Raw genomic sequence first — 22173 nt, 5'->3', positions numbered from 1 at the left:
CGCCCCCAGGTTGCCCGGCACTTCGTGTCCGGGCGCCCACCCCCTGCCGGGGACAACACCAGCGGCCTGGCAGAGCCAGTTCCGCGGTGTTTCACCAACGGGCCTGGCTGCGCCGGCCGCGCGGCTCAAGCAGAATCGACAGATGAATTCAAGCTATGAAACTGTCGGGCCTTCCCGCGCGGAGGTCGATGCGCTACCGGGTTCCACGCTGGTCGAGTTCGGCACCGACTGGTGCGGCTTCTGCAAGGCGGCGCAGCCGCTGCTGGCCGAGGCGCTGGCCGACGCTCCTTCGCTCAGGCATCTGAAGATCGAGGATGGCAGCGGGCGGGCGCTCGGCCGTTCGTTCAAGGTCAAGCTGTGGCCGACATTGGTCTTCATGCGCGACGGCCAGGAGATCGGGCGGCTGGTGAGGCCCGGCAGCGCGGCGTCGATCCGGCAGGAACTCGCCCGCCTCGGCAGCGCGGGCTGAGCGCGGCTCAGCCCGGCAGCGCCACCACCACGGCCGCTTCGTCGACCACCGCGGTCACGCGCTGGCGCACGCGCAGTCCGCTGCCGCTGGCGGCGAATCCGACCAGCTGCAGGCCGCCTTCGAGCGCCACCGAGATCTCGTCGCCGTCCTCGCCGCGGGCCACGCCGGCCACCACGCCGGCCAGTTGATTGCCCTTGGCGCGGCCCTCCGTCGCGGCCCGCTCGACCCGCACCGCGGTCGCCTTGCACAGCGCGATCGCCTCCATGCCGCCGGCCAGCCCGAGCAGCTCGGCACTCTCCAGCGTGATGCGGGACGAAATCCGCTGCGTGCTGCCCAGTGCCATGCGAACCCGGACGGTTCGCCCGGTGGCCTCGACCGCCTCCACCGTGGCCGGCAACTGGTTGCGCATGCTGGTGCGGATCGACAGGCGGGCCACCGCGGTGCCGGCTCCGGCGCCTGGCGAGCCGGCGGCCCCGGCCTGCAGCTGCACCGCGCGGCGGGCCGCGTCCAGGGTCTGCGCGAGTTCGAGCAGTTGCGTCCCGTGCGGCGTCAGCGAGGCGCCGCCGCCGCCGGCGCCGCCGACCGCGCGTTCCACCAGTTGCACCCCGGCCAGGTTGGTCAATGTCGCGACCGCCTGCCAGGCCGCCTTGTAGCTGATGCCGGCGTCGCGGGCGGCCTGCGAGATGCTGCCGGTGCGGCCGATGCCGCGCAGGATGTCGATGCGCTTGTCGCTCATGCCGTGGCCGAGCGCGTCGCCGAAGCGGGGAGATGCCAATGCCTTTGCTTTCGCCATGGCCGGCATTGTGCCGGGGCCCCGCGCGCAGGCCGGCGCCGGCGCGTGGACCGTGGCCGTCAAGCCCCGGCCGGCACCTTGTCCAGGAAGCCGGTGACCGAACGCAGCCGGCCAGCCTCGAGCTGCGCGAAGTCGGTGCCCACGATCAGATCCTCGGCGCCGCTCGGGCCCAGGGTCCACGAAAAGCGCAGCTGGTCGCCGTGCGCGTCGGGCTGCCCCTTGAGCGCGAAGCGAAAGCCCGGAAAACGCTGCTGCACACCGCCGACCAGGGCGCTGATCTGCGTGCGGCCATGGGCCTGCGCCAGCGGATCGACATAGCGCGCGTCGTCGGTCCAGTGGGTTTCGAGCAGCGCGAGCCGGCGCCCGGCATCGGTTTCGTTCCAGACGGCGATGTAGTGTTCGGCGACGCGCAGGGCGTCGGGAGTGGCGGTGTTCATGGCGAATCCTCGGGTTGGTCACGACCCGCAACAGCGCGGGCCGGATCCATGGTCGCCGCGAAGCCGCCGCCGGTCGATGACCCCGGAGGTCAAGTCGCCGCGCCGAGCGGACGGGGCGCGCCGGGCCGCAGGCGGTCGGGCGTGGCGTAGCGGTCGACCGACAAGCCATCGGTGCGGATGTCGGGGCGCCGCCCCATCACCTGGTCGGCCACCAGCTTGCCCGAGCCGCAGGCCATGGTCCAGCCGAGCGTGCCGTGGCCGGTGTTGAGGAACAGGTTGCCGTAGGCGGTGGGGCCGACGATCGGCGTGCTGTCGGGCGTCATCGGCCTGAGGCCGGTCCAGAAGGTCGCGCGCGGCAGGTCGCCGCACGGGAACAGGTCGCCGATGACGCGCTCCAGCGTCTCGCGCCGGCGCGGATTCAGGCGCAGGTCGTAGCCGCCGAGTTCGGCCATGCCGCCGACCCGGATGCGGTCGTTGAAGCGCGTGACCGCGACCTTGTAGGTCTCGTCGAGCACCGTCGACTGCGGCGCCAGCGAGGGATCGACCAGCGGCACCGTCAGCGAATAGCCCTTGACCGGATAGACCGGGATGTCGAGCCCCAGCGGCGCGATGAAGTCGCGTGAGTAGCTGCCGAAAGCCAGCACGTAGCGGTCGGCGGTGAGCACCTCGGGGGTGGCGCCGCCCAGGCGCACACCCGTGATGCGGCCGCCTTCGGTGACCAGGCCTTCAACGGACTGCTGGAAGCGGAAGTCGACGCCCAGCCCGCGCGCGATCGCGGCCAGGCCGCGCGTGAACAGGTTGCAGTCGCCGGTCTCGTCGTTCGGCAGGTGCAGGCCGCCGGCCAGCAGGTCGCCGGTGCGGGCCAGCGCCGGCTCGACGCTCGCCAGACGGCTGCGGTCGAGCAGCGTGTAGGGCACGCCGCATTCCTCGAGCACGGCGAGGTCGCGCTGGACCGCATCGAGCTGCGCCTGCGTGCGGAACAGCTGCAGCGTGCCCTGCGTGCGCTGCTCGTACTGGATGCCGGTGTCGGCGCGCAGCGCGCGCAGGCAGTCGCGGCTGTACTCGGCGACGCGCATCATCCGCTCCTTGTTGAGGGCGTAGCGCTCGGGCGAGCAGTTCTTCAGCATCTGCGCCATCCAGCGCAGCTGGAACAGCGAGCCGTCCGGCCGGATCGCGAGCGGCGCGTGCTTCTGGAACATCCACTTCAGGGCCTTGAGCGGGATGCCGGGCGCCGCCCACGGCGTCGAATAGCCGGGCGACACCTGGCCGGCATTGGCGAAGCTGGTTTCCTGCGCCGGGCCGCCCTGGCGATCGATCAGGGTCACCTCGGCGCCGCTGCGCGCCAGGTAGTACGCGGTGGTCACGCCGATCACGCCACCACCCAGAACGATCACTTTCATCGCGGAACTCCAAGAAAGCAGGAAAGGAGTCAATGTTATGAATTGATCATCGATAAACTCCACTGAATTAATGCCGTTTGGCAGTGTTTTCAGCTGCCGCCAAGCCTCCAGCGGGCCCCAAGGAGTGAAATGACCGACCTCGACCGCACCGACCGCAAGATCCTCGACATCCTGCAGCGCCAGGGACGCATTTCGATGACCGACCTGGCCGAGCAGATCGGCCTGTCGACCTCGCCCTGTTCCGAGCGCGTGCGGCGCATGGAGCGCGAGGGCGTGATCTCCGGCTACCACGCGCGCATCGATCCGCAGGCCATCGGCAAGACGCTGCTGGTGTTCGTCGAGATCACGTTGTCCTCGAAGTCGGCCGATGTGTTCGACAAGGTGCGCAAGGAACTGATGCACGTGCCCGAGGTGATGGAATGCCACCTCGTGTCGGGCGGCTTCGACTACCTCGTGAAGGCGCGCCTGCGCGCGATGAGCGACTACCGCAACCTGCTCGGCGACCTGCTGAAGAAGCTGCCGGTGCCGGCCGAATCGAACAGCTACGTCGTGATGGAAGAGATCAAGGAGAGCTTGTACCTGCCGATGGACCGCTAGTCAGGGTCCGCTGCGGCGATAGGCGCCCGGCGCGCTGCCGGTCCAGACCTTGAAGGCGCGCTGGAAGGCCGCGCTGTCGGCGAATCCGAGTTCGAAGGCCAGTGTCGCCAGCGGCACGCTGCCGCCGATCAGGCGCACGATCGCCGTGTCGCGCCGAAGCTCGTCCTTGAGCGACTGGAACGATGTTCCTTCCGCGGCCAGGTGCCGCTGCAGCGTCGAGGTCGACATGTGCAGCGCTTCGGCGGTCGCGGCCAGGTCGGGCCACGCAGGCTGGGTGTGCTGCAAATGGCTGCGCACGCGCGCACCGCAGAGCTCGTTGCCGCGCCTCGGCACGATGATCTGGGCCTGGGCACTGGCCAGGAAGGCACGCAGCGCGGCCTCGTCGCGGCGCACCGGCTCGCGCAGCCGCGCGGCATCGAACCAGAACGCCGACTGCGCGCAGCCGAAGCGCAGCGGCGCCGGAAACACCTTGCCGTAGCTGTCGGCGTAGGCCGGGCAGTCGAAGGCGAAATCGAATCGGGCGGCCGGCAGCGCGCCGCCCGCGAGCCAGGCCAGCAGGCGCCAGACCACACGCAGCAGCAGTTCATGCAGGAAGACCGGCCCGTTGGCCGCAGCGCCGGTGAGGCGCAGCGCGATGCCGGCAAGCGCGCCGTCGCGCACCGGCTCCAGCAGCACGTCGTCCTGCAGCAGGCGGAAGACACGGGCGACGCGGCGGGCCGCGGCCTCCAGGCTCGGCGCGTCGATCGCGCAGCGGGTCATGAGCGCCAGGCTGCCGCGCCGGATCGGCCGCGACAGGAAGCCGAGGCACTCGTCGTCGAAGCGTTCGATCAGGAGCCCGAACAGCGCCACGTACTGGTCGGCGGTCACGCGGGCAGCGGGCTGCTGCAGCAGCGCGGGCGGAATGCCGGCCTCGGCCAGCAGCGGCTCGCAGTCGTGCCCGCGCGCACTCACCCCGCCCAGCATGCCCTTGACGAAGGCGATCGAGATCGTGACCGGTGGACGCATCGAAGCTGGAGGGTTGAGGTGTTTTGCCATCGGTTCGAGACGAAGCGCAATGGCCCGGGCGGCCGCCGGTTTCTACCATGAGCCCGACGACGAACAAGGCCTCGGATTCCCGCGGTCGCAAGGAGACAGACAGCATGTACATGACCCAGGGCTTGCATCGCGCGATGCAGCAGCATCCGGATCGCGTTGCCGTGCGATACGGCCCGCGGCAACGCAGCTTCCGCGAATTCGGCGACCGCGTCGCGCGGCTGGCCGGCGCGCTCCAGGGGCTGGGCATGCGCACCGGCGACCGGGTGGCGATGCTGGCGCTCAACTCCGACCGCTACCTCGAGTACCAGATGGCCGTGCCCTGGGGCGGCGGCGTGCTGAACCCGTGCAACATCCGCTGGTCGCCGGCGGAGATCCTCTACTCGCTGAACGACTCCGGCTCGACCCTGCTGCTGGTCGACCAGACCTTCGGCCCGCTGGTCGAGCAGTTCCGGCGCGAGGCGACCAGCCTGCGCGAGGTGGTCTACTGCGGCGAGGGCGACGTGCCCGCCGGCATGCATTCCTACGAGGCCCTGCTGGAAGCTGCCGCGCCGGTGCCCGACGCCCTGCGCCGCGACGAGGACCTGGCCGGCATCTTCTACACCGGCGGCACCACCGGCTTCCCCAAGGGCGTGATGCTGAGCCACGCCAACCTGTGCAGCTCGGGCATGGCCCTGCGCTCGGAGGGCCTGGCCGAGCCGGACGGCATCTACCTGCACTGCGCGCCGATGTTCCATCTGGCGGACATGGGGCTGTCGATGCCGCACTGGATCGAAGGCAACACGCACGCCATCGTGGCGGCCTTCAATCCCGAAGTGGTGCTCGACACGCTGGAGCGCGACCGCGTCACCCACCTGCTGCTGGTGCCGACGATGATCCAGATGCTGGTCGACCATCCGGCCATGAAGAAGCCGCGCGACCTCGGCGCGCTGCGCACCATCGCCTATGGCGCCTCGCCGATCTCGGAGGCGGTGCTCGAGCGCGCCATGGCCGCGCTGCCGGGCGTCGGTTTCGTGCAGGCCTACGGCATGACCGAGCTGTCGCCGCTGGCCACCCTGAACCCGGCCTGGTACCACACGGCCGAAGGGCGCCGGCTCGGCAAGCTGCGTTCGGCCGGACGGGCCAGCCACTGCACCGAAGTCCGCATCGTCGATCCGCAGGACCGGGAAGTGCCGCGCGGCACGGTCGGCGAAGTGGTGGTGCGCGGGCCCAATGTGATGCAGGGCTACTGGAACCAGCCGGCGTTGACGGCCGCCGCCCTGCGCGACGGCTGGATGCACACCGGCGACGGCGCCTGGATGGACGAGGACGGCTTCATCTTCATCGCCGACCGGCTCAAGGACATGATCATCACCGGCGGCGAGAACGTCTACTCGGCGGAGGTCGAGAACGCCCTCGCCCAGCACCCGGCGGTCGCCGCCTGCGCGGTCATCGGCATCCCCAGCGACGAGTGGGGCGAGAGCGTGCACGCGGTGGTCGTGCGCCATCCGCAGCACGAGGTCGCGGCCGATGCGCTGATGGCCCACTGCAGGCCGCTGATCGCGGGCTACAAGTGCCCGCGCAGCGTGGACTTCGTCGAAGCGCTGCCGCTGTCGGGCGCCGGCAAGGTGCTCAAGACGAAGTTGCGCGAACCCTTCTGGCGCGGCCGCGAACGCAGCGTCGCCTGAACAACCAAGGAGAAGCACCATGAGCCATGACGTCTTTGTCGCCGGGGTCGGCATGATCCCCTTCACCAAGCCCGGGGCCGGCGAGCCCTATCCCCAGATGGCCGCGACAGCCGCGCGCGCGGCGCTGGCCGACGCCGGCATCGGCTACGAAGCCGTGCAGCAAGCCTATGTCGGCTATGTCTACGGCGACTCCACCGCGGGCCAGCGCGCGCTCTACGAAGTCGGCATGAGCGGCATCCCGATCGTCAACGTCAACAACAACTGCTCCACCGGCTCGACCGCGCTGTTCCTAGCCCGCCAGGCGGTGGCCAGCGGCGCCGCCGACTGCGTGCTCGCGCTCGGATTCGAGCAGATGAGCCCCGGCGCCCTCGGGGCCGTCTTCGCCGACCGGCCCAGCCCCTTCGAGCACTTCGACCGCGCCACCGCCGAGCTGGTCGGGCACGAGGAGATTCCGCTGGCCCTGCGCTACTTCGGCGGTGCCGGCCTCGCGCACATGCAGCAGTACGGCACCCTGCTGTCGACCTTCGCCAAGGTCCGCGCCAAGGCCAGCCGCCATGCGGCGAACAACCCGCTGGCCTTGTTCCGCAACGTGGTCAGCGAAGAAGACGTCATGAACACGCCCGTGATGTGGCCCGGCGTGATGACCCGCCTCATGGCCTGCCCGCCGACCTGCGGCGCCGCGGCGGCCATCGTCTGCTCGGAGGCCTTCGCCGGGCGGCACGGCCTGCATCGCGGCGTGCGCATCCGGGCGCAGGCGATGACCACCGACCGCCCGGCCACCTTCGAGGCCCGCGACATGCGCGAGGTGGTCGGCTTCGGCATGGCGCAGGCGGCCGCGCAGCAGGTCTACGAGGCAGCGGGCATCGGTCCGCAGGATCTCGACGTGGTCGAGCTGCACGACTGCTTCGCGCAGAACGAGCTGATCAGCTACGAGGCGCTCGGCCTGTGCGCGCCGGGCGGCGCCGAGCAGTTCATCTGCGACGGCGACAACAGCTATGGCGGGAAGGTCGTCACCAACCCCTCGGGCGGACTGCTGAGCAAGGGCCATCCGCTGGGCGCCACCGGCCTGGCCCAGTGCTACGAACTCACCCACCAGTTGCGCGGTACGGCCGAGCAGCGCCAGGTCGAGGGCGCGCGGCTGGCGCTGCAGCACAACCTCGGGCTCGGCGGCGCCTGCGTGGTCACCCTGTACGAACGCGTCTGAAAAAAAGGAAAGCTCCCATGATCGACAAGAAATGGATCGGCCACGAACTGCCCGCGTCGGTGCTGCCGATCGAGCGCAGCCGGCTGCAGTTCTTCGCGAAGGCGATCGGCGAGACCGACCCGGTCTACACCGACGCCGCCGCCGCGCGCGATGCCGGCTACCCCGACCTGCCGGCGCCGCCGACCTTCCTGTTCGCGGCGGAGCTGGACTCTGGCGCCTCCGAACGGCTGCTCGCCGACCTGCAGATCCCGATCGCCAGGCTGCTGCACGGCGAGCAGGGATTCAGCTACCACCTGCCGGCCTGCGTCGGCGACACCGTGACCGTGCGCAGCACGATCAGCGACATCTACGACAAGAAGAACGGCGCCCTCGAGTTCGTCGTCAAGACCGCGCGAGCGACCAACCAGCGCGACGAACTGGTGGCCGAACTGCGCACCGTGATCGTCTGCAGGAACTGAAGGAGCCAGCCGCATGACCTCTCCCACTTTCGACAGCGTGCAGGTCGGCGACGCACTGCCGCCGCTGCAGCTGCCTGCGGTGACCCGGACCGCGCTGGCCCTGTTCGCCGGCGCCTCGGGCGACCACAACCCGATCCACATCGACACCGACGTGGCGCGCCGCGCCGGCATGCCCGACGTGTTCGCGCAGGGCATGCTCGGGATGGCCTGGCTCGGCCGCGTGCTCACCGGCTGGGCGCCGCAGGGCCGGCTGCGCCGCTTCGACGCGCGCTTCCAGGGCATCACCCACCTGGGCAACGCGATGCGCTGCAGCGGCACCGTGGCCGAGAAGCTCGAGCACGAGGGCGAACGCTGCGTGCGCATCGAACTGCAGAGCGCCAACCAGTTCGGCCAGACCAAGATCGTCGGCGAGGCGCTGGTCGCCCTGCCCTGAACACAAGCAAAGGAAAGAACCATGACACGCAAACTCGAAGGCAAGGTCGCCCTCATCACCGGCTCGGGCCGCGGCATCGGGCGCTCGATCGCCCTCAAGCTGGCCGGCGAAGGCGCGCGCATCGTCGTCAACGATCTCGATGCCGAGCCGGCGCAGGAAGCGGTGCAGGCGATCCGCGAGGCCGGCGGCCAGGCGGTCGCCTGCGTCGGCAACGTCACGGCGCCGGATTTCGCCGAGCGCTTCGTCGGCACCGCGGTGAGCGAATACAAGGGCCTGGACATCGTCGTCAACAACGCCGGCTACACCTGGGACAACGTGATCCAGAAGATGACCGACGAGCAGTGGTACGCGATGCTCGACTGCCACCTGACGGCGCCGTTCAGGATCCTGCGCGCGGCGCAGCCGGTGATCCGCGCGCTCGCCAAGTCCGAAGGCGAAGCCGGCCGGCGCGTGATGCGCAAGGTGGTCAACATCTCCTCGGTGGCCGGCCTGTTCGGCAATGCAGGGCAGGCCAACTACTCGGCCGCCAAGGCCGGCATCGTCGGCATGACGCAGACACTGGCCAAGGAATGGGGCCGCATGAACGTCACGGTCAACTGCGTCGCCTACGGCTTCATCAAGACCCGGCTGACCGGCAACGCCGCCGACGGCGGCACCGCCCGCATCGACGGCCGCGACATCAAGGTCGGCGTCAACCCCGAGCTGATGGCCGCGATGGAACGCAGCATCCCGCTCGGCCGCGGCGGCACGCCCGACGAGGCGGCCGGCGCGGTGTACCTGCTGTGCATCCCCGAGTCGGACTACGTGAGCGGCCAGACGCTGATGTGCAGCGGCGGGCTGACCGGGATCTAGCCGATGGCCACCTTGGTGCGCAGCACGCTGCAGGACGGGGTCGCCACCCTCACGCTCGACCGGCCCCAGGCGCTCAATGCGCTTTCGCCGGGGCTGATGGTCGAGCTCGCGGCAGCGCTGCAGGCCTGCATCGCCGACCGCGGCACGCAGGCCGTGGTGCTGACCGGCGCCGGCCGCGCCTTCTCGGCCGGCGGCGACATCGGCTGGTTCGGCGAAGTGCTGGCCGGCGGCGCGCAGCATGCGCGGGCCGAGATCGGCGGCTACATGGAAGAGGTCGGCAATCCGCTGACCCGGGCGATCGCCGAATGCCCGCTGCCGGTGGTCGCGGCGGTCAACGGACCCTGCGTCGGCGGCGCGGTCGGCATTGCGTTGGCGGCCGACATCGTGCTGGCCGCGAGCTCGGCCTACTTTCTCGTGCCGCAGCTGCCGCAGCTCGGCGCGGTGCCCGACCTCGGCGCCACCTGGATGCTGGCGCGGCTGCTCGGACGCAGCCGGGCCCTGGGCATCGCGCTGACCGGCGAGCGCGTCGGGGCGGCGCAGGCGCAGCAGTGGGGGCTGATCTGGCGCTGCTGCGCCGATGACGAGCTGCAGGCGCAGGCTTTCGCGCTGGCCCGGCGCCTGGGCGGCGCATCGCCCGCCGCGCTGCGCGACACGCGGCGGCTGGTCGATGCGGCGACCGCCAACACCCTCGAGCGGCAGCTCGCGGACGAATGCGCGGCCCAGCGCGAGCACGTGGCCGGCGATTTCTTCAACGACGCCTGCGCGCGCTTCCTGGCCCGCCCGGCAAGCCACGACTGAGGACGGAACGAGCATGCTGCTGCCCCGACTGCTGCGCCATCCATGGATGGACGACGACATCGAGCTGTTTCGCGAGCAGGTCCGGCGCTACGTCGGCGCCGAGTTGTCGCCCCGGCTCGACGGCTGGCGCCGCCAGGGCTACATCCCGCGCGAGGTCTGGCGCCCCTTCGGACGGATGGGCTTCCTGCTGCCCGAACTGGACGAAGCCTACGGGGGTGCGGGCGCCTCGCCGGCCTACCAGATGGTGGTGCAGGACGAGCTCGCCCGGGCCGAAGTCCCGGCCAACACCGGCGTCCACAACCTGGCCGCGCACTACATCCTCGACTACGGCACCGAGGCCCAGAAGCAGCGCTGGCTGCCCCGGCTCGCGAGCGGCGAGATGCTGGCTGGCATCGCGCTCACCGAACCCGGCTGCGGCTCGGACCTGAAGGCCCTGCGAACGCGCGCCCGGCGCGACGGCGACGCCTACGTCATCGATGGCGCCAAGACCTTCATCACCAACGGATTCACCGCCAACCTGCTGGTGGTCGCGGTGCGCACCGGCGACGCCGGCAGCCGCGGGGTCTCGCTGATCGTGCTCGAGACCGAGGACCTGCCGGGCTTCCGGGTCGGCCGCAGGCTCGAGAAGCTGGGCCAGCACGCCTCGGACACGGCCGAGCTGTTCTTCGATGGCGTGCGCGTGCCCGCCGACCACCTGCTGGGCGCGCAGGAAGGCAAGGGCTTCGTGCAGCTGATGAGCCAGCTGCCCTACGAGCGCCTTTTCCTGTGTGTGCCGGCGGCCGCCGTGATCGAGCGGGCGGTCGAGCTCACGCTGGCCTACACGCAGCAGCGAAAGGCCTTTGGCCAGACCGTGTTCGACTTCCAGAACACCCGCTTCAAGCTGGCGGAGTGCGCGACCATCGCGCACGTGGTGCGCAGCTTCGTCAACGACTGCATCCAGCGCCTTGTCGACGGCAGCCTCGACCCCGAAGCCGCCTACATGGCCAAGTGGTGGTGCACCGAGCAGCAGGGCAAGGTCACCGACGAATGCCTGCAGTTGTTCGGCGGCTATGGCTACATGGTCGAGTATCCGATCGCCCGGCTCTATGCGGACGCCCGCATCCAGCGCATCTACGGCGGCACCAGCGAAATCATGAAGGACCTGATCGCGCGGAAGCTGGGTGCATGACGGCGGCGGGCATGGGGCTCGCTAGAATCCCGCCCCTTGTCCCGCATCCGCATCGCGCTCCATGAACATCGTCGTCAACGAAGACCTGAAATCCTATATCGACCCGTTGACTCCGGACGAATACGAATCCCTCGAACGCAGCATCCTCGCCGAAGGCTGCCGCGATGCGCTGGTGCTGTGGGGCGAGGTGCTGGTCGACGGCCACAACCGCTACGGCATCTGCCAGAAGCACGGCCTGCCCTTCCAGACGGTGCAGAACACGCGCTTCAAGTCGCTCGAGGACGTGCACCTGTGGATGATCGACCAGCACCTGGGCCGGCGCAGCGTGTCGGACTTCCTGCGCGGCGTGCTGGCCTTGCGCAAGAAGGAGATCGTCGCCGGGCGGCAGGCCCGTGCCGCCGCCGCGCCGGCCGATGCCGCGGACGATCCGCCCTTCGATGCCGATCCCGCCGTGCCGCCGCCGGCGCCGCTCAACAGCCGCGAGGCGATCGCCAAGGCGGCGCGCCTGAGCAGCAGCCAGGTCGTGATGATCGAGAAGATCCAGAAGCAGGCGGCGCCCGAAGTGGTGGCCGCGCTCAAGTCCGGCACGATCTCGATCAATGCGGCGGCCGCGGTTGCGAGCCTGCCGGCCGAGGAACAGGTCGCCGCGGCCCACGGCGGCAAGGACGAACTCAAGCAGGCGGCCAAGCGCGTGCGCGAGGCCAAGCGGCCGGCGCGCGCGGAAGCTGCCCAGGCCGGAGCTTCGGATGAGCCGGACGAGGTTCAGCGCCTGACGCAACGCGTCGCCGAACTGACGGCCGAGAACGCGGACCTGCGCCGCCAGGTGGCCTCGCTGCACGCGCTGCTGGCGGCCGAAGCCTGACGCGCTTTCGGTGGTCCCGGCCGAGTTCCCGGCCGGAGCATGCGCCCTCCCAAAATACCGGTTCTCGGTGATGGACAAGAGGTGTCCGGCCTCCAAGAATATCCATCAGAAGCCCCTCAGGCCTTCAGCCTGAGGGGCTTCTTTGCGTTCACCTATAAATTGAATGAGGGCCGAGGATGACGTTGAGTCAATTGAGTTTCTACGGGCGCTGCGGCGCGGTGGCAGGCGCGATCGCGCTGCTGGCTTCTTGTGGTGGGGGCGGAAGCAACGCAGCTGGCTTCGTTGCGCCAGCATCGACCCCGGCGCAGACGGAACTGGCGCCCGCGACCCCGGTCGTCAAGAAGCATGCTGTTGGCGGTACCGTGACTGGCCTGGTCGGCAGCCTGGCGCTGCAGAGCAGCGCGGGTGACGACCTCCAGCTGACAGCCGACGGCAAGTTCACCTTTTCGACCGCGATTGCCGAAGGCTCGACCTACGAAGTCAGCGTGCGCACCCAGCCCTTCTGGCAGTTCTGCACCGTGACCCAAGGCAGCGGCACCGTCACGGCCGACGTCGGTGACGTGGCCGTGACCTGCTCGGCGGCCTTGGCACAGGTCTCGACGCTGGCCGGATCGGGCAATTTCGGTGCACTCGATGGCAACGGCACCGCCGCAACCTTCGCCGACCCCTACGGCATCGTCATCGACAAGAATGGCGGGCTGATCGTGTCGGACGTGGGCGGCAACCGCGTGCGCAAGATCACGGCCAACGGCGACGTCACCACCTTTGCCGGCAACAACACGACCGCCACGGTCGACGGCCACGGCACCGCGGCATCGTTCAACAATCTGAGCGCCATCGCCCTCGCGCCCGCGGGCGATATCTACGCTGCGGAATTCAGCGGCAACCGCATTCGCAAGATCTCACCCGCAGCCGACGTGACCTCGTTCGTGGGCACCGGTGCGGGCACGTCGGTCGACGGCAACGCCACCAACGCCACGTTCACCGGCCCCATCGCGATGACGGTCGACAGTGCCGGCAACATCTACCTGGCCGAACTCAACACCTCCCTCATCCGCAAGATCACGCCGGCGGGCGACGTGATCACGCTGGCCGGCTCCGGCGGGTTCGGCTTTGCCGACGGCACCGGCGGCGCGGCATCATTCTACCGGCCCTACGGCATCGCCATCGACGCCGCGGGCAACCTCTTCGTGGCCGACAGCGAAAACAACAGGATCCGCAAGGTGACACCAGGCGGCGTGGTCACGACCTTCGCGGGCTCGGGAGCGCCGGGCTCCGCGGACGGCGTGGCCGCCAGCGCGAGCTTCCAACGCCCGGGCGGCGTGGCCTTCGACGCCACCGGCAACCTCTACGTGGCTGACACGGGCAACAGCCTGCTGCGCAAGATCACGCCGGCGGGCGTGGTGTCCACGCTCGCAGGCCAGGCCGGCGTGACCGGGGGCCAGAACGGCATCGGGTCGGCTGCAAGGTTCAGTCAACCGTCCGGCGTGGCGGTCGGCGCCGACGGCACGGTCTACGTGGCCGATACCCTGGGCAACCGGATCCGCAAAGTCACACCGGTCGGCGCGCCCTAAGGCGCGAGAAAGCCCGCCCCGCGCAGCGCGCGCTGTCCGGTGCCGCTGCGCAGGTCGTCCGCGAACGCCTGCGCCGCAGGGGGCGCATCCCTGCGCACCGCGAGTCCGTACTCGGCGCTGACGTTGATCGCCGCGGGCAGTTCGATGCGCTGCAGCTTCGGCTCTTCGGCGATGGCGATCACGGCGTTGGTGCAGTAGGTCAGGAACAGGTCGGCCTGTCCGCTCGCGACCAGCATGCCGTACACGTTGCGCCCTGCAGGCGGCGGTGGCGAACCGGGCCCGCCGGTCAATTGCAGGGCTTGGCCGCCAGCACGCGGGCCGAGCCCGCGGCCGCCGCGCCGCTGCGCTCCACGCGCTCGAACAGCTCGAAGGCATAGTCGCCCGACGGATCGGCCCTGGGCGTCGAGGTGCCGAGCTTGACCGCCGGATCGAGCATCGTCCCGACCAGCGTGTCGGGCGTCACCGCCAGTCCGGGCCGCACCAGCGCGCACAGGGCATTGCGCGCGAAGGCCTGCGTCGGCGTCCAGCCGGCACCGAGCGACTGCGGATGCGCCATGTTGGCCGAGGCGAACACGTCGGCTTGTTCGCCCGCCGCAATGCGGTCGCGCAGCAGGCCCGAGGCGCCGAAGATCAATGTGATGCGCGTGCCGGGATGAACCGCTTCGAAGGCCCGTGCGGCCTGCGTGATCGGGCCGCGCAGGCTGCCCGCCGCGTAGACCGACAGCGGCTCGCCAGCCCGCGCAGAAGGGGCAATTGCCAGGCTCGATGCCAGCGCCACGACACGCAGCCCGTCAGGGGTTCGCATTCGGGAAGAAGAGCTGCTCGCCGCCGATCTTGTAGGCCGCGATGGTCGACTGCCCGGCCGGCGAGATGACCCAGTCGACGAACTTCTGCGCGCCCGCGCTGTTGAGGTTCGGGAACTTGCTCGGGCTCACGACCATCACGCCGTACTGGTTGAACAGCCGCTTGTCGCCCTCCACCAGCACCGCGAGCTCGGCGCGGTTCTTGAAGCTGAGCCAGGTGCCGCGATCGGCCAGCACGTAGGCGCCGCTCGACGCCGCGATGTTGAGCGCCGGCCCCATGCCGCAGCCGCACTCCTTGTAGCCCGTGCCCTTCTTGTCGTTCGGCACCGGCTGGCCCGCCTCGCCGATCCCGGTCTGCGCCCACAGCCGGCGCTCGGCGGCGTCGGTGCCGCTCTTGTCGCCGCGCGAGACGAAGGGCGCGTTGGCGGCCGCGATCTTCTTCAAGGCGGCCACGATGTCCTGGCCCTTGACGCCCGCCGGATCGGTCTTCGGCCCGACCAGCACGAAGTCGTTGTACATCACCGGGAAGCGCTTGGCGGCGAAGCCTTCGGTGACGAATTTCTCCTCGGCCGCGGTGTCGTGCACGAACAGCACGTCGGCATCGCCGCGCTTGGCCATGTCGATCGCCTGCCCGGTGCCGACCGCGACCACCTTGATGTCGATCCCGCTGGCCTGCTTGAAGGCCGGCAGCAGGTGCGAGAACAGGCCCGACTGCTCGGTCGAGGTGGTCGAGGCCATGGTGAGGGTCTCGGCATGCGCGGCCAGCGCGCTCGCCGCCAGCACGACGGCACCGAAGTTGGACACCAGGCCCTTGGACAGATTGAACAGCTTCATACCAGTTCTCCTTTGACAAACAGACGGGCTTCCTCGGGCAGGGGCCCGCGGAAGAATTCGTGCACCGGCAGGTCGGCCACCACCCTGCCGTGCTCGAGGTAGACGACGCGGCTCGCGAGCCGCTTGACCTGCCCCAGGTTGTGGCTCGCGAAGACCAGCGTGCGTCCCCGCGCAGCCTCCGCGATCAATGCCTCGACATCGCGCTTGGCGGTCGGGTCCAGGCTGGCGGTGGGCTCGTCCAGCAGCATCACGTCCGGATGCAGGGCCCAGGCCCGCGCCAGCGCCATGCGCTGCTGCTGGCCGCCCGACAGCGTGCGCGCGTTGCGGCCCGCGAGATCGGCCAGGCCGACCCGTCCGAGCGCGATCGTGGCCTCGTGCTTCGCATTGCGCCACGACGCGCCCTGCAGCCACAGGGCCAGCGCCACGTTGTTGCGGACGCTGGCGCGCAACATGTGGGGACGCTGGAACAACATGGCTTGCGAGGCCGCCGACACGCTGCTGAGAAAGACGCCCGCGGAATGCGGAACCAGCCCATGCAGCAAACGCAGCAGGCTGCTCTTGCCGCTGCCGTTGGCGCCGATCAGCGCCACCCGCTCGCCGGTCGCGATCTCGAGGTTGATGCCGGCCAGCGCCTGGACCTTGCCGAAGCGCAGTGCCACGCCGTGCAGGCTGAACAGGGGCGCACCCACTTCCGGCAGCGCGGCCGACTTCATGGCGCAGCCTCCAGCATCCGCGCGCGCAGCGCATCCGCTGCGCCGCCGTCGATCCGCTCGCGCCAGGCGCGCAAGGCCGCGATCCCCAGGTTCAGCAGCAGCACCACGGCCAGCAGCACCAGGCCCAGCGCCAAGGCCAGCGGCAGGTCGCCCTTGCTGGTCTCGAGCGCGATCGCGGTGGTCATCACGCGCGTGAAGCCGTCGATGTTGCCGCCGACGATCATCACGGCGCCGACCTCCGACACGGCACGGCCGAAGGCGGTGATCACGACCGTGAGCAGCGCGTAGCGCTCGTCCGCCACCAGCAGCAGGCCGCGCGTGAAGCTGCCGGCACCGAGCGAGCGCAGTTGCTCGCCGTGGGCGCGGTCGGCGTCCTCGATCGCCTGCCGCGTCAATGCCGTGACCACCGGCAGCACGAGAACGGTCTGGGCCAGCACCATGGCCTTGAAAGAAAACAGCCAGCCCAGGAAGCCCAGCGGACCCGAGCGCGACAGCAGCAGGTAGATCACCAGGCCCACCACCACCGACGGCAGCGCCAGCAGCGTGTTGAGCACGGTCAGCAGCAGGCCCCGTGCCGGGAAGCGGGCCACCGCCAGCCAGGCCCCCAGCAGCAGGCCGAAGCCGCAGGCCAGCAGGCAGGCCGTCGCGCTGACCGCCAGCGATCGCCCGACGATGGAGAGCAGCAGGGGGTCGGCGGAGACGACAAGGTGCCAGGCGGCAGCGGTGCTGTCGGCGAAGGTGTTCATGTGGGCGTGAAACGGGGAGCGTGCAGTATGGTCAAGACGGCACAGTGGACCTATGCAATCACTTGCATAAGTGAGGGGCCGGCTCTGCATAATCTCCCCGGCGCTCCCCTCTCTCCTTTCGCTTCCCCGTGCAACAGATCGAACTCTCCTACGCCATCGCACCGCGCCGCCAGGGCCGCGCCCTGATCCGCAACCCGCTGATGGAACTGCTGCACGCGGTGCGCGAGCACGGCTCGATCTCGGCGGCGGCGCGGGCCGTGGGCTATTCGTACCGCCACGTGTGGGGCGAACTCAAGCGCTGGGAGCAGACGCTCGGCCATCCGCTGGTGACCGGCGACCAGGGCCGCTCGGCCCAGCTGTCGGAGTTCGGGGACAAGCTGCTGTGGGCCGAACGCCAGGCCCAGGCCCGCCTGGCGCCGCAGATCGAGGCGCTGCATGCCGACCTCGAACGCGCCTTCGCGCTCGCCTTCGACGACAGCACGCACGTGCTGAGCCTGCACGCCAGCCACGACGATGCGCTGGTGCTGCTGCGCGCGCACGCGGCGGCCACGGCACGGCTGCAGCTCGACATCCGCTTCACCGGCAGCGTGGATGCGATCAGTGCGCTGAACCAGGGGCGCTGCGTGATGGCGGGCTTCCACACGCTGGAGCGGCCGCCGTCCGGATCGCTCGCGCAACGCACCTACAAGCCGCTGCTCAAGCCCGGACTGCACAAGATCATCGGCTTCGCGCGCCGCACCCAGGGCCTGATCGTCGCGCCGGGAAATCCGCTCGGGCTGAAGAAGCTGTCGGACGTGGCGGGCCGCCACGCCCGCTACGTGAACCGGTCCATCGGCACCGGCACCAGGGTGCTGTTCGACGAACTGCTGGAGCGCGACGGCCTGTCGGCCGACGCCATCGACGGCTATGCGCGCGACGAGCCCTCGCACGCGGCCGCGGCACACGCGGTGGCGGCCGGCGAGGCCGACGCCGCGCTCGGGATCGAGTCGGCGGCGCTCGGTGCCGGCCTGGGCTTCGTGCCGCTGGTGCAGGAGCGCTATCACCTCGCCTGCCTCAAGTCGGCGCTGGCGCAGCCGGCCATCGAGGCCCTGCTGGTGCTGCTGCGCGGCGCCGCCTGGCAGCACCAGCTCGGCACGCTGCCGGGCTACGAGAGCGCCAGCAGCGGCGAAGTGGAGTCGCTGCGCTCGCTGCTGCCGTGGTGGAACTTCAAGCCGAAGAAGAACACCTGAGACCTTGGTCTGTCCTCGACTGATCAGGTCGCGCAGGTCCGAAAGCCGAAGAAGCCGTCGTCGCGGCCGGGCAGCGCGAAGCCGCGGCGCTTGGCCGATCGCAGCCGCGCACGGGTGGCGAACGAGGCGCCGCGCAGCACGCGGGCCTGGCCGAAGGCGGGCACCGGATCGAACTCGGCGCCCTGGCTCCAGGGGTCGACACGGAAGCCCGTCCAGGGCTGCAGCGTTCCGGAGGTCCATTCGTGCACGTCGGCCCAGCGGAAGCCGCGGCGGCCGGCGGTGTGGGCCGCGACCTCCCATTCGACCTCGGTCGCCACGCGGCGGCCGGCCCAGCGCGCCCAGGCGTCGGCCTCCCACCAGGCGACATGGACCGCGCTGCGGTTGCCGGCGGCCCGCACCGTGCGTCCGAACTGCTGCTGCAGCACCGAGCCGCCGGTGCCGTGGCGGGCCGCGCCGATCTGTTCCACGTGCCGCGGTCCGCGGCGGCCCTCGGCCTGCTGCGCCAGCCAAGCCAGCCCTTCGGGACGCCAGAGTTCGGGCCGATCGTAGCCGCCGTCGTCGACGAACTCCACGTACTGGCTCCAGGTGACCGGCTGGGCATCGATCTCGAACTCGGGCACCCGGATGCGCTCGAGGCCGCGCTCCTGCGCGAAGGCGAAGCCGGCGTCGGCGAGGCCGAGCTCCCAGTCGACAGCCGGCAGGTCGAGTGGCGGCCGCGTCACGGCGGCCGGCGGCAGCTCGACCGTCAGCGGCAGGCCGAGGGTCTGCGCCATCACCAGCAGCTGCTCGCCGCGCAGGTCCTCGTGGAACAGCGCGAGCCGATAGAAGTACAGGCCGGCGTCGGTCTCGGCCGCATGCTCGAGCAGTTCGAGCGTGCTCTCGAGCGTGTCGAGCAGGTAGGCCTTGGTCTGCGCGAGGTCCGGCAGGCCGGGCGCGGCGCGGTCGGCCGGCGCGCACTGGGCAGGATTCCACCAGTCGTCGGCCTCCGGCTCGATGGCGGACAGCCGCGTCGGCCGCACCGGGCAATCGGCGCCGAAGGCCCGCTGCGTGTTGCGTCCGATCCACCATTCGGCGAACCAGCCGATGTGCCCGGCCAGCCAGACCGGCGGGTCCAGGCCTTCGGTGCGGGGCAGCGCCAGCGTGGGAGAGCCCAGCGCCTGCTCGTAGAGCGACAACAGGTGGAGCGTGTGGTTGCGGGCGTCGATCAGCGCCAGCGAGAGCAGTTCGCGGCCGGCCCGGCGCATGTCCGGGGAGTCGATCGAATGCGGCCGGCCGGGCGTGCTGAACGGCGTCGAAGACGACGAGCTTGAAGGCATGGACCATTATCGCGAGGCGCGGGCGCGGGGTTCGCGCGGTAACTCCCCATCGGGTAAACCCGAGGGGCTGGGGCAGCCAGAGCGATGGCAACACCGCGTTACCATTGAGAACTTTGCGCCCCACGACCGGCGTTACAGCATTACATCCCGCCGGGAGACAACGAGTTGCCAGCTTTCCTCAAATTCACCCTCGCCATGGACTGGATCAGCGCCCAGCTCGGCAAGGTGGCCGCCTGGGCCGTGCTCTTGGCCGCGCTCATTTCCGCCGGCAACGCGGTGATCCGCTATGGCCTCGACCTCAGCAACAACGCCTGGCTCGAGATCCAGTGGTACCTGTTCGCCGCCACCGTCATGCTCGGCGCTCCGCTGGTGCTGAAGCTCAACGAGCATGTGCGCGTCGACATCATCTACGGCAAGCTCAAGCGCAACGGTCCGGTCTACGTCGACCTGTTCGGCCTGGTGTTCTTCCTGCTGCCGGTGATGGGCCTGCTGTTCTGGCTGACCTTCCCCTTCTTCCTCGGCATGCTTCGCACGGGGGAGATCTCCGGCAACATCGGCGGCCTGATCCGCTGGCCCGCCGCCTTGATGATGCCCCTGGGATTCGGCGCCATGTTCCTGCAGGGCGTGGCCGAGATCATCAAGCGCATCGCCTATCTGCGCGGCCTCATCGAGATGGACACGCACTACGAGAAACCCGTGCAATGAGCGCCGCCCGCTTCTCGCATCGCTTCCCAGGATAAGAAAAAATGCAAATGGAGAATTTCGCCCCGATCATGTTCGCGGGGCTGATCGTGATCATGCTGATCGGGTTTCCGGTCGCGTTCTCGCTGTCCGCCCTCGGCCTGCTCAGCGGCTTCATCGCCATCGAGATGGGCTGGTTCCCGGCCGGCTTCATGGCCAACCTGCCGCTCAACGTGTTCGGCATCCTGTCCAACGAGACCCTGCTGGCGATCCCGTTCTTCACGCTGATGGGCGCGGTGCTCGAGAAATGCGGGCTGGCCGAGGACATGCTCGACTCGATGGGCCAGCTCTTCGGCCCGATCCGCGGCGGCCTCGGCTACTCGGTCATCATCGTCGGCTTCATCCTCGGCGCCATCACCGGCACCGTGGCCGGCCAGGTGATCGCGATGGCCATGATCTCGCTGCCCGTGATGATGCGCTACGGCTACAACATGCGCTACTCGACCGGCGTGCTGGCAGCCTCCGGCACCATCACGCAGCTGGTGCCGCCGTCGCTGGTGCTGATCGTGATGGCCGACCAGCTCGGCACCGACGTCGGCCAGATGTACAAGGGCGCCTGGGGTCCGTCGATCCTGCAGGTGCTGATCTTCGCGATCTACACCTTCCTGGTCGCGCGCATCCGCCCGAGCTACGTGCCGGGCGTTCCGGCCTCGGCCCGCACCCTCACCGGCTGGGCGCTGTGGGGCAAGTGCCTGCGCGGCATCATTCCATCGGCCATCCTGATCTTCGCGGTGCTCGGCTCGATGGGCGGCCTGCCCTTCATGGACCATGCGATCGCGACGCCGACCGAAGCCGGCGCGATGGGCGCCGTGGGTTCGCTGATCCTCGCCGCGATCCACCGCCGCCTGAGCTGGCCGATGCTCAAGGACGCGATGAACGGCACCATGCGCCTGACCGCGATGGTGGTGTTCATCCTGATCGGCTCGCGCGTGTTCTCGCTCGTGTTCCAGGGCGTCGACGGCGCGAAGTGGATCGAGCACATGCTCTCCGGCCTGCCGGGCGGCCAGATCGGCTTCCTGATCGCGGTCAACATCTTCATCTTCTTCCTGGCCTTCTTCCTCGACTTCTTCGAGATCGCCTTCATCATCCTGCCGATGCTCGGGCCGGTCGCGGCCAAACTCGGCATCGACATGGTCTGGTTCGGCGTGCTGCTGTGCGTGAACATGCAGACCTCGTTCATGCACCCGCCCTTCGGCTTCGCGCTGTTCTACCTGCGGGGCATCGCCGACACGCTGTTCAAGACCGGCGCGCTGCCGCGCAAGATCGAATCGCGCGACATCTACCTGGGCGCCATCCCGTGGGTCGGGCTGCAGCTGCTGCTGGTGGCGATCGTGATCTTCTTCCCGCAGACCGTGACCGTCTTCCTCGACAAGAAGGTGGTGGTCGACGTCGACAAGGTGCAGCTCGAGATCCCGGCCGAGGCCCAGGGCTCGGACAGCGGCGGCATCAACATGGAAGATCCGTTCGGGACCCAGAAGCAGTCCACGCCGGAAGAGCCCGCGCCGGCCAGCCCGGCGCCGGACGCCGATACCAAGCAGTGAGTGCCATCGAGACCGGAGACCCCGGTTCGCCGGGCGAGGCCGAGGCCGCAGCCGCTCTCGAGAGCCCGGCCTATCCGCGCTTCATACGTATCCTGGCGATCATCGTGGTGGTCGACCTGATCGGCTTCGGCATCTGGAGCATGCCCGCGCTGAGCGGCGAATCGTGGTCCGCGGGCAGCCTCGCCCTGTTCGGGCTGGCGGCGCTCTGCATCGGCTGGACGGGCTTCTGGATCGTCAACAGCCGCACCCGCCTCGAAGGCGACGTGCTCAGCCAGACCTGGCTCTGGAACAAGCGCGAGGATGCGGCCGACGTGGCGCAGCTCAAGCTCGTGCACTGGCGCTGGCTCGAGCGCGTGATGGCGCCGCGCCTGCTGGTGCGCCGCCGCAACGGCGCCGTCACCTGGTTCCACTCGGCCGACGCGCGCCTGCTGACGGGCTTCGCCGAGCGTGTCGCGGCACGCGGTCTGGCGCCGCCGCGGCGCTGAACCTCCGGCGCCCGGCGCCAT

The 22173-nt window shown here is 69.9% G+C and carries 25 protein-coding genes; 15 read left to right on the top strand and 10 right to left on the bottom strand.

All coding sequences use genetic code 11. The features are described 5' to 3' along the window. The first annotated feature begins 142 nt into the window (after positions 1-142). Positions 143-469 (top strand): thioredoxin family protein, encoded by a 327-nt coding sequence (locus QTI45_RS00855; protein ID WP_286371209.1) that lies wholly within the window; start codon positions 143-145, stop codon positions 467-469. 7 nt (positions 470-476) lie between these two features. On the opposite strand, the gene QTI45_RS00850 is transcribed toward QTI45_RS00855, so the two are convergent. From QTI45_RS00850 to QTI45_RS00840, 3 genes are all read right to left on the bottom strand, one after another. Then, positions 477-1262, bottom strand: coding sequence for a TOBE domain-containing protein (locus QTI45_RS00850; RefSeq protein ID WP_286371208.1), 786 nt, complete (start codon positions 1260-1262; stop codon positions 477-479). A gap of 59 nt (positions 1263-1321) precedes the next feature. After that, positions 1322-1699 carry a nuclear transport factor 2 family protein gene (locus tag QTI45_RS00845; protein WP_286371207.1) on the bottom strand — a complete coding sequence of 126 codons (378 nt, stop codon included), beginning with the start codon at positions 1697-1699 and terminating at the stop codon, positions 1322-1324. Between the two features lie 89 nt (positions 1700-1788). Continuing rightward, positions 1789-3099 (bottom strand): D-amino acid dehydrogenase, encoded by a 1311-nt coding sequence (locus QTI45_RS00840; RefSeq protein ID WP_286653275.1) that lies wholly within the window; start codon positions 3097-3099, stop codon positions 1789-1791. A 129-nt stretch (positions 3100-3228) separates the two neighbouring features. Here QTI45_RS00840 and QTI45_RS00835 point away from each other — a divergent pair, with 129 nt between their 5' ends. Beyond that, complete coding sequence (locus QTI45_RS00835; RefSeq protein ID WP_286371205.1) at positions 3229-3696, top strand: Lrp/AsnC ligand binding domain-containing protein; 468 nt, start codon at positions 3229-3231, stop codon at positions 3694-3696. Here the strand turns inward: QTI45_RS00835 and QTI45_RS00830 are convergent, their stop codons facing one another. Further along, positions 3697-4701 carry an AraC family transcriptional regulator gene (locus tag QTI45_RS00830; RefSeq protein WP_286371204.1) on the bottom strand — a complete coding sequence of 335 codons (1005 nt, stop codon included), beginning with the start codon at positions 4699-4701 and terminating at the stop codon, positions 3697-3699. It abuts the gene before it with no gap. Between the two features lie 134 nt (positions 4702-4835). Between QTI45_RS00830 and QTI45_RS00825 the strand changes: the two genes are divergently transcribed. The 9 genes from QTI45_RS00825 (at position 4836) to QTI45_RS00785 (ending at position 13744) form a co-directional block, all read left to right on the top strand. Then, a complete protein-coding gene (locus QTI45_RS00825) occupies positions 4836-6395 on the top strand; it encodes a long-chain-fatty-acid--CoA ligase (RefSeq protein WP_286371203.1) in 1560 nt (519 codons plus the stop codon). Between the two features lie 19 nt (positions 6396-6414). Continuing rightward, positions 6415-7599, top strand: coding sequence for a lipid-transfer protein (locus QTI45_RS00820; protein WP_286371202.1), 1185 nt, complete (start codon positions 6415-6417; stop codon positions 7597-7599). A gap of 17 nt (positions 7600-7616) precedes the next feature. After that, positions 7617-8057, top strand: a complete 441-nt coding sequence (locus tag QTI45_RS00815) for a MaoC family dehydratase N-terminal domain-containing protein (protein ID WP_286371201.1) — start codon at positions 7617-7619, stop codon at positions 8055-8057. A gap of 13 nt (positions 8058-8070) precedes the next feature. Continuing rightward, positions 8071-8490 (top strand): MaoC/PaaZ C-terminal domain-containing protein, encoded by a 420-nt coding sequence (locus tag QTI45_RS00810; protein WP_286653274.1) that lies wholly within the window; start codon positions 8071-8073, stop codon positions 8488-8490. Between the two features lie 21 nt (positions 8491-8511). Then, positions 8512-9342 (top strand): SDR family NAD(P)-dependent oxidoreductase, encoded by an 831-nt coding sequence (locus QTI45_RS00805; protein ID WP_286371199.1) that lies wholly within the window; start codon positions 8512-8514, stop codon positions 9340-9342. 3 nt (positions 9343-9345) lie between these two features. After that, entirely contained in the window at positions 9346-10140 is a 795-nt protein-coding gene (locus QTI45_RS00800) for an enoyl-CoA hydratase/isomerase family protein (RefSeq protein WP_286371198.1), read from the top strand. Positions 10141-10153: 13 nt separating this feature from the next. Continuing rightward, entirely contained in the window at positions 10154-11308 is a 1155-nt protein-coding gene (locus QTI45_RS00795; protein WP_444813167.1) for an acyl-CoA dehydrogenase family protein, read from the top strand. Positions 11309-11369: 61 nt separating this feature from the next. Continuing rightward, the gene (locus QTI45_RS00790; RefSeq protein WP_286371197.1) at positions 11370-12170 is read left to right on the top strand and encodes a ParB N-terminal domain-containing protein; all 801 of its coding nucleotides are present in this window, start codon (positions 11370-11372) and stop codon (positions 12168-12170) included. Positions 12171-12346: 176 nt separating this feature from the next. Then, positions 12347-13744 (top strand): NHL repeat-containing protein, encoded by a 1398-nt coding sequence (locus QTI45_RS00785; protein WP_286371196.1) that lies wholly within the window; start codon positions 12347-12349, stop codon positions 13742-13744. On the opposite strand, the gene QTI45_RS00780 is transcribed toward QTI45_RS00785, so the two are convergent. From QTI45_RS00780 to QTI45_RS00760, 5 genes are read right to left on the bottom strand one after another with little or no spacing between them, the layout of a single operon-like run. Then, entirely contained in the window at positions 13741-13980 is a 240-nt protein-coding gene (locus QTI45_RS00780) for a substrate-binding domain-containing protein (RefSeq protein WP_286653786.1), read from the bottom strand. The two genes, QTI45_RS00785 and QTI45_RS00780, sit on opposite strands and share 4 nt — an antisense overlap. A 50-nt stretch (positions 13981-14030) precedes the next feature. After that, positions 14031-14549 (bottom strand): substrate-binding domain-containing protein, encoded by a 519-nt coding sequence (locus QTI45_RS00775; protein ID WP_286653273.1) that lies wholly within the window; start codon positions 14547-14549, stop codon positions 14031-14033. Beyond that, positions 14536-15381 carry an ABC transporter substrate-binding protein gene (locus QTI45_RS00770; protein ID WP_286371194.1) on the bottom strand — a complete coding sequence of 282 codons (846 nt, stop codon included), beginning with the start codon at positions 15379-15381 and terminating at the stop codon, positions 14536-14538. Before QTI45_RS00770 ends, QTI45_RS00775 begins: the two co-directional genes overlap by 14 nt. Continuing rightward, positions 15378-16094: an ABC transporter ATP-binding protein gene (locus QTI45_RS00765; protein ID WP_286371193.1), complete on the bottom strand. Its 717-nt coding sequence runs from the start codon at positions 16092-16094 to the stop codon at positions 15378-15380. The genes QTI45_RS00770 and QTI45_RS00765 overlap by 4 nt, the downstream gene beginning before the upstream one ends. After that, positions 16091-16840 (bottom strand): ABC transporter permease, encoded by a 750-nt coding sequence (locus QTI45_RS00760; RefSeq protein WP_286371192.1) that lies wholly within the window; start codon positions 16838-16840, stop codon positions 16091-16093. Before QTI45_RS00760 ends, QTI45_RS00765 begins: the two co-directional genes overlap by 4 nt. Before the next feature lie 128 nt (positions 16841-16968). Here QTI45_RS00760 and QTI45_RS00755 point away from each other — a divergent pair, with 128 nt between their 5' ends. Further along, complete coding sequence (locus QTI45_RS00755) at positions 16969-18069, top strand: substrate-binding domain-containing protein (RefSeq protein ID WP_286371191.1); 1101 nt, start codon at positions 16969-16971, stop codon at positions 18067-18069. 23 nt (positions 18070-18092) lie between these two features. Here QTI45_RS00755 and QTI45_RS00750 read toward each other — a convergent pair whose 3' ends face one another. Then, positions 18093-19385, bottom strand: a complete 1293-nt coding sequence (locus tag QTI45_RS00750) for an SUMF1/EgtB/PvdO family nonheme iron enzyme (protein WP_286371190.1) — start codon at positions 19383-19385, stop codon at positions 18093-18095. A 165-nt stretch (positions 19386-19550) separates the two neighbouring features. On the opposite strand from QTI45_RS00750, the gene QTI45_RS00745 reads away from it, so the two are divergent. The 3 genes from QTI45_RS00745 to QTI45_RS00735 are packed head-to-tail and all read left to right on the top strand — an operon-like array spanning position 19551 to position 22152. Continuing rightward, positions 19551-20090 (top strand): TRAP transporter small permease subunit, encoded by a 540-nt coding sequence (locus QTI45_RS00745; protein WP_286371189.1) that lies wholly within the window; start codon positions 19551-19553, stop codon positions 20088-20090. Between the two features lie 41 nt (positions 20091-20131). Then, positions 20132-21667 carry a TRAP transporter large permease gene (locus QTI45_RS00740; RefSeq protein ID WP_286371188.1) on the top strand — a complete coding sequence of 512 codons (1536 nt, stop codon included), beginning with the start codon at positions 20132-20134 and terminating at the stop codon, positions 21665-21667. Further along, positions 21664-22152, top strand: a complete 489-nt coding sequence (locus tag QTI45_RS00735) for a hypothetical protein (RefSeq protein ID WP_286371187.1) — start codon at positions 21664-21666, stop codon at positions 22150-22152. Before QTI45_RS00740 ends, QTI45_RS00735 begins: the two co-directional genes overlap by 4 nt. Positions 22153-22173: the final 21 nt, after the last annotated feature.

It is taken from the genome of Variovorax saccharolyticus (assembly GCF_030316765.1).
Classification (GTDB): domain Bacteria; phylum Pseudomonadota; class Gammaproteobacteria; order Burkholderiales; family Burkholderiaceae_C; genus Variovorax; species Variovorax saccharolyticus.
This window is presented reverse-complemented; position numbering and strand designations above follow the sequence as displayed.

Excerpts from the sequence above, each read along its gene's own strand:
- QTI45_RS00855 (WP_286371209.1), top strand. The coding sequence starts at position 143 with ATGAATTCAAGCTATGAAACTGTCGGGCCTTCCCGCGCGGAGGTCGAT.
- QTI45_RS00850 (WP_286371208.1), bottom strand. The coding sequence starts at position 1,262 with ATGGCGAAAGCAAAGGCATTGGCATCTCCCCGCTTCGGCGACGCGCTC.
- QTI45_RS00845 (WP_286371207.1), bottom strand. The coding sequence starts at position 1,699 with ATGAACACCGCCACTCCCGACGCCCTGCGCGTCGCCGAACACTACATC.
- QTI45_RS00840 (WP_286653275.1), bottom strand. The coding sequence starts at position 3,099 with ATGAAAGTGATCGTTCTGGGTGGTGGCGTGATCGGCGTGACCACCGCG.
- QTI45_RS00835 (WP_286371205.1), top strand. The coding sequence starts at position 3,229 with ATGACCGACCTCGACCGCACCGACCGCAAGATCCTCGACATCCTGCAG.
- QTI45_RS00830 (WP_286371204.1), bottom strand. The coding sequence starts at position 4,701 with ATGCGTCCACCGGTCACGATCTCGATCGCCTTCGTCAAGGGCATGCTG.
- QTI45_RS00825 (WP_286371203.1), top strand. The coding sequence starts at position 4,836 with ATGTACATGACCCAGGGCTTGCATCGCGCGATGCAGCAGCATCCGGAT.
- QTI45_RS00820 (WP_286371202.1), top strand. The coding sequence starts at position 6,415 with ATGAGCCATGACGTCTTTGTCGCCGGGGTCGGCATGATCCCCTTCACC.
- QTI45_RS00815 (WP_286371201.1), top strand. The coding sequence starts at position 7,617 with ATGATCGACAAGAAATGGATCGGCCACGAACTGCCCGCGTCGGTGCTG.
- QTI45_RS00810 (WP_286653274.1), top strand. The coding sequence starts at position 8,071 with ATGACCTCTCCCACTTTCGACAGCGTGCAGGTCGGCGACGCACTGCCG.
- QTI45_RS00805 (WP_286371199.1), top strand. The coding sequence starts at position 8,512 with ATGACACGCAAACTCGAAGGCAAGGTCGCCCTCATCACCGGCTCGGGC.
- QTI45_RS00800 (WP_286371198.1), top strand. The coding sequence starts at position 9,346 with ATGGCCACCTTGGTGCGCAGCACGCTGCAGGACGGGGTCGCCACCCTC.
- QTI45_RS00795 (WP_444813167.1), top strand. The coding sequence starts at position 10,154 with ATGCTGCTGCCCCGACTGCTGCGCCATCCATGGATGGACGACGACATC.
- QTI45_RS00790 (WP_286371197.1), top strand. The coding sequence starts at position 11,370 with ATGAACATCGTCGTCAACGAAGACCTGAAATCCTATATCGACCCGTTG.
- QTI45_RS00785 (WP_286371196.1), top strand. The coding sequence starts at position 12,347 with ATGACGTTGAGTCAATTGAGTTTCTACGGGCGCTGCGGCGCGGTGGCA.
- QTI45_RS00780 (WP_286653786.1), bottom strand. The coding sequence starts at position 13,980 with ATGCTGGTCGCGAGCGGACAGGCCGACCTGTTCCTGACCTACTGCACC.
- QTI45_RS00775 (WP_286653273.1), bottom strand. The coding sequence starts at position 14,549 with ATGCGAACCCCTGACGGGCTGCGTGTCGTGGCGCTGGCATCGAGCCTG.
- QTI45_RS00770 (WP_286371194.1), bottom strand. The coding sequence starts at position 15,381 with ATGAAGCTGTTCAATCTGTCCAAGGGCCTGGTGTCCAACTTCGGTGCC.
- QTI45_RS00765 (WP_286371193.1), bottom strand. The coding sequence starts at position 16,094 with ATGAAGTCGGCCGCGCTGCCGGAAGTGGGTGCGCCCCTGTTCAGCCTG.
- QTI45_RS00760 (WP_286371192.1), bottom strand. The coding sequence starts at position 16,840 with ATGAACACCTTCGCCGACAGCACCGCTGCCGCCTGGCACCTTGTCGTC.
- QTI45_RS00750 (WP_286371190.1), bottom strand. The coding sequence starts at position 19,385 with ATGCCTTCAAGCTCGTCGTCTTCGACGCCGTTCAGCACGCCCGGCCGG.
- QTI45_RS00740 (WP_286371188.1), top strand. The coding sequence starts at position 20,132 with ATGCAAATGGAGAATTTCGCCCCGATCATGTTCGCGGGGCTGATCGTG.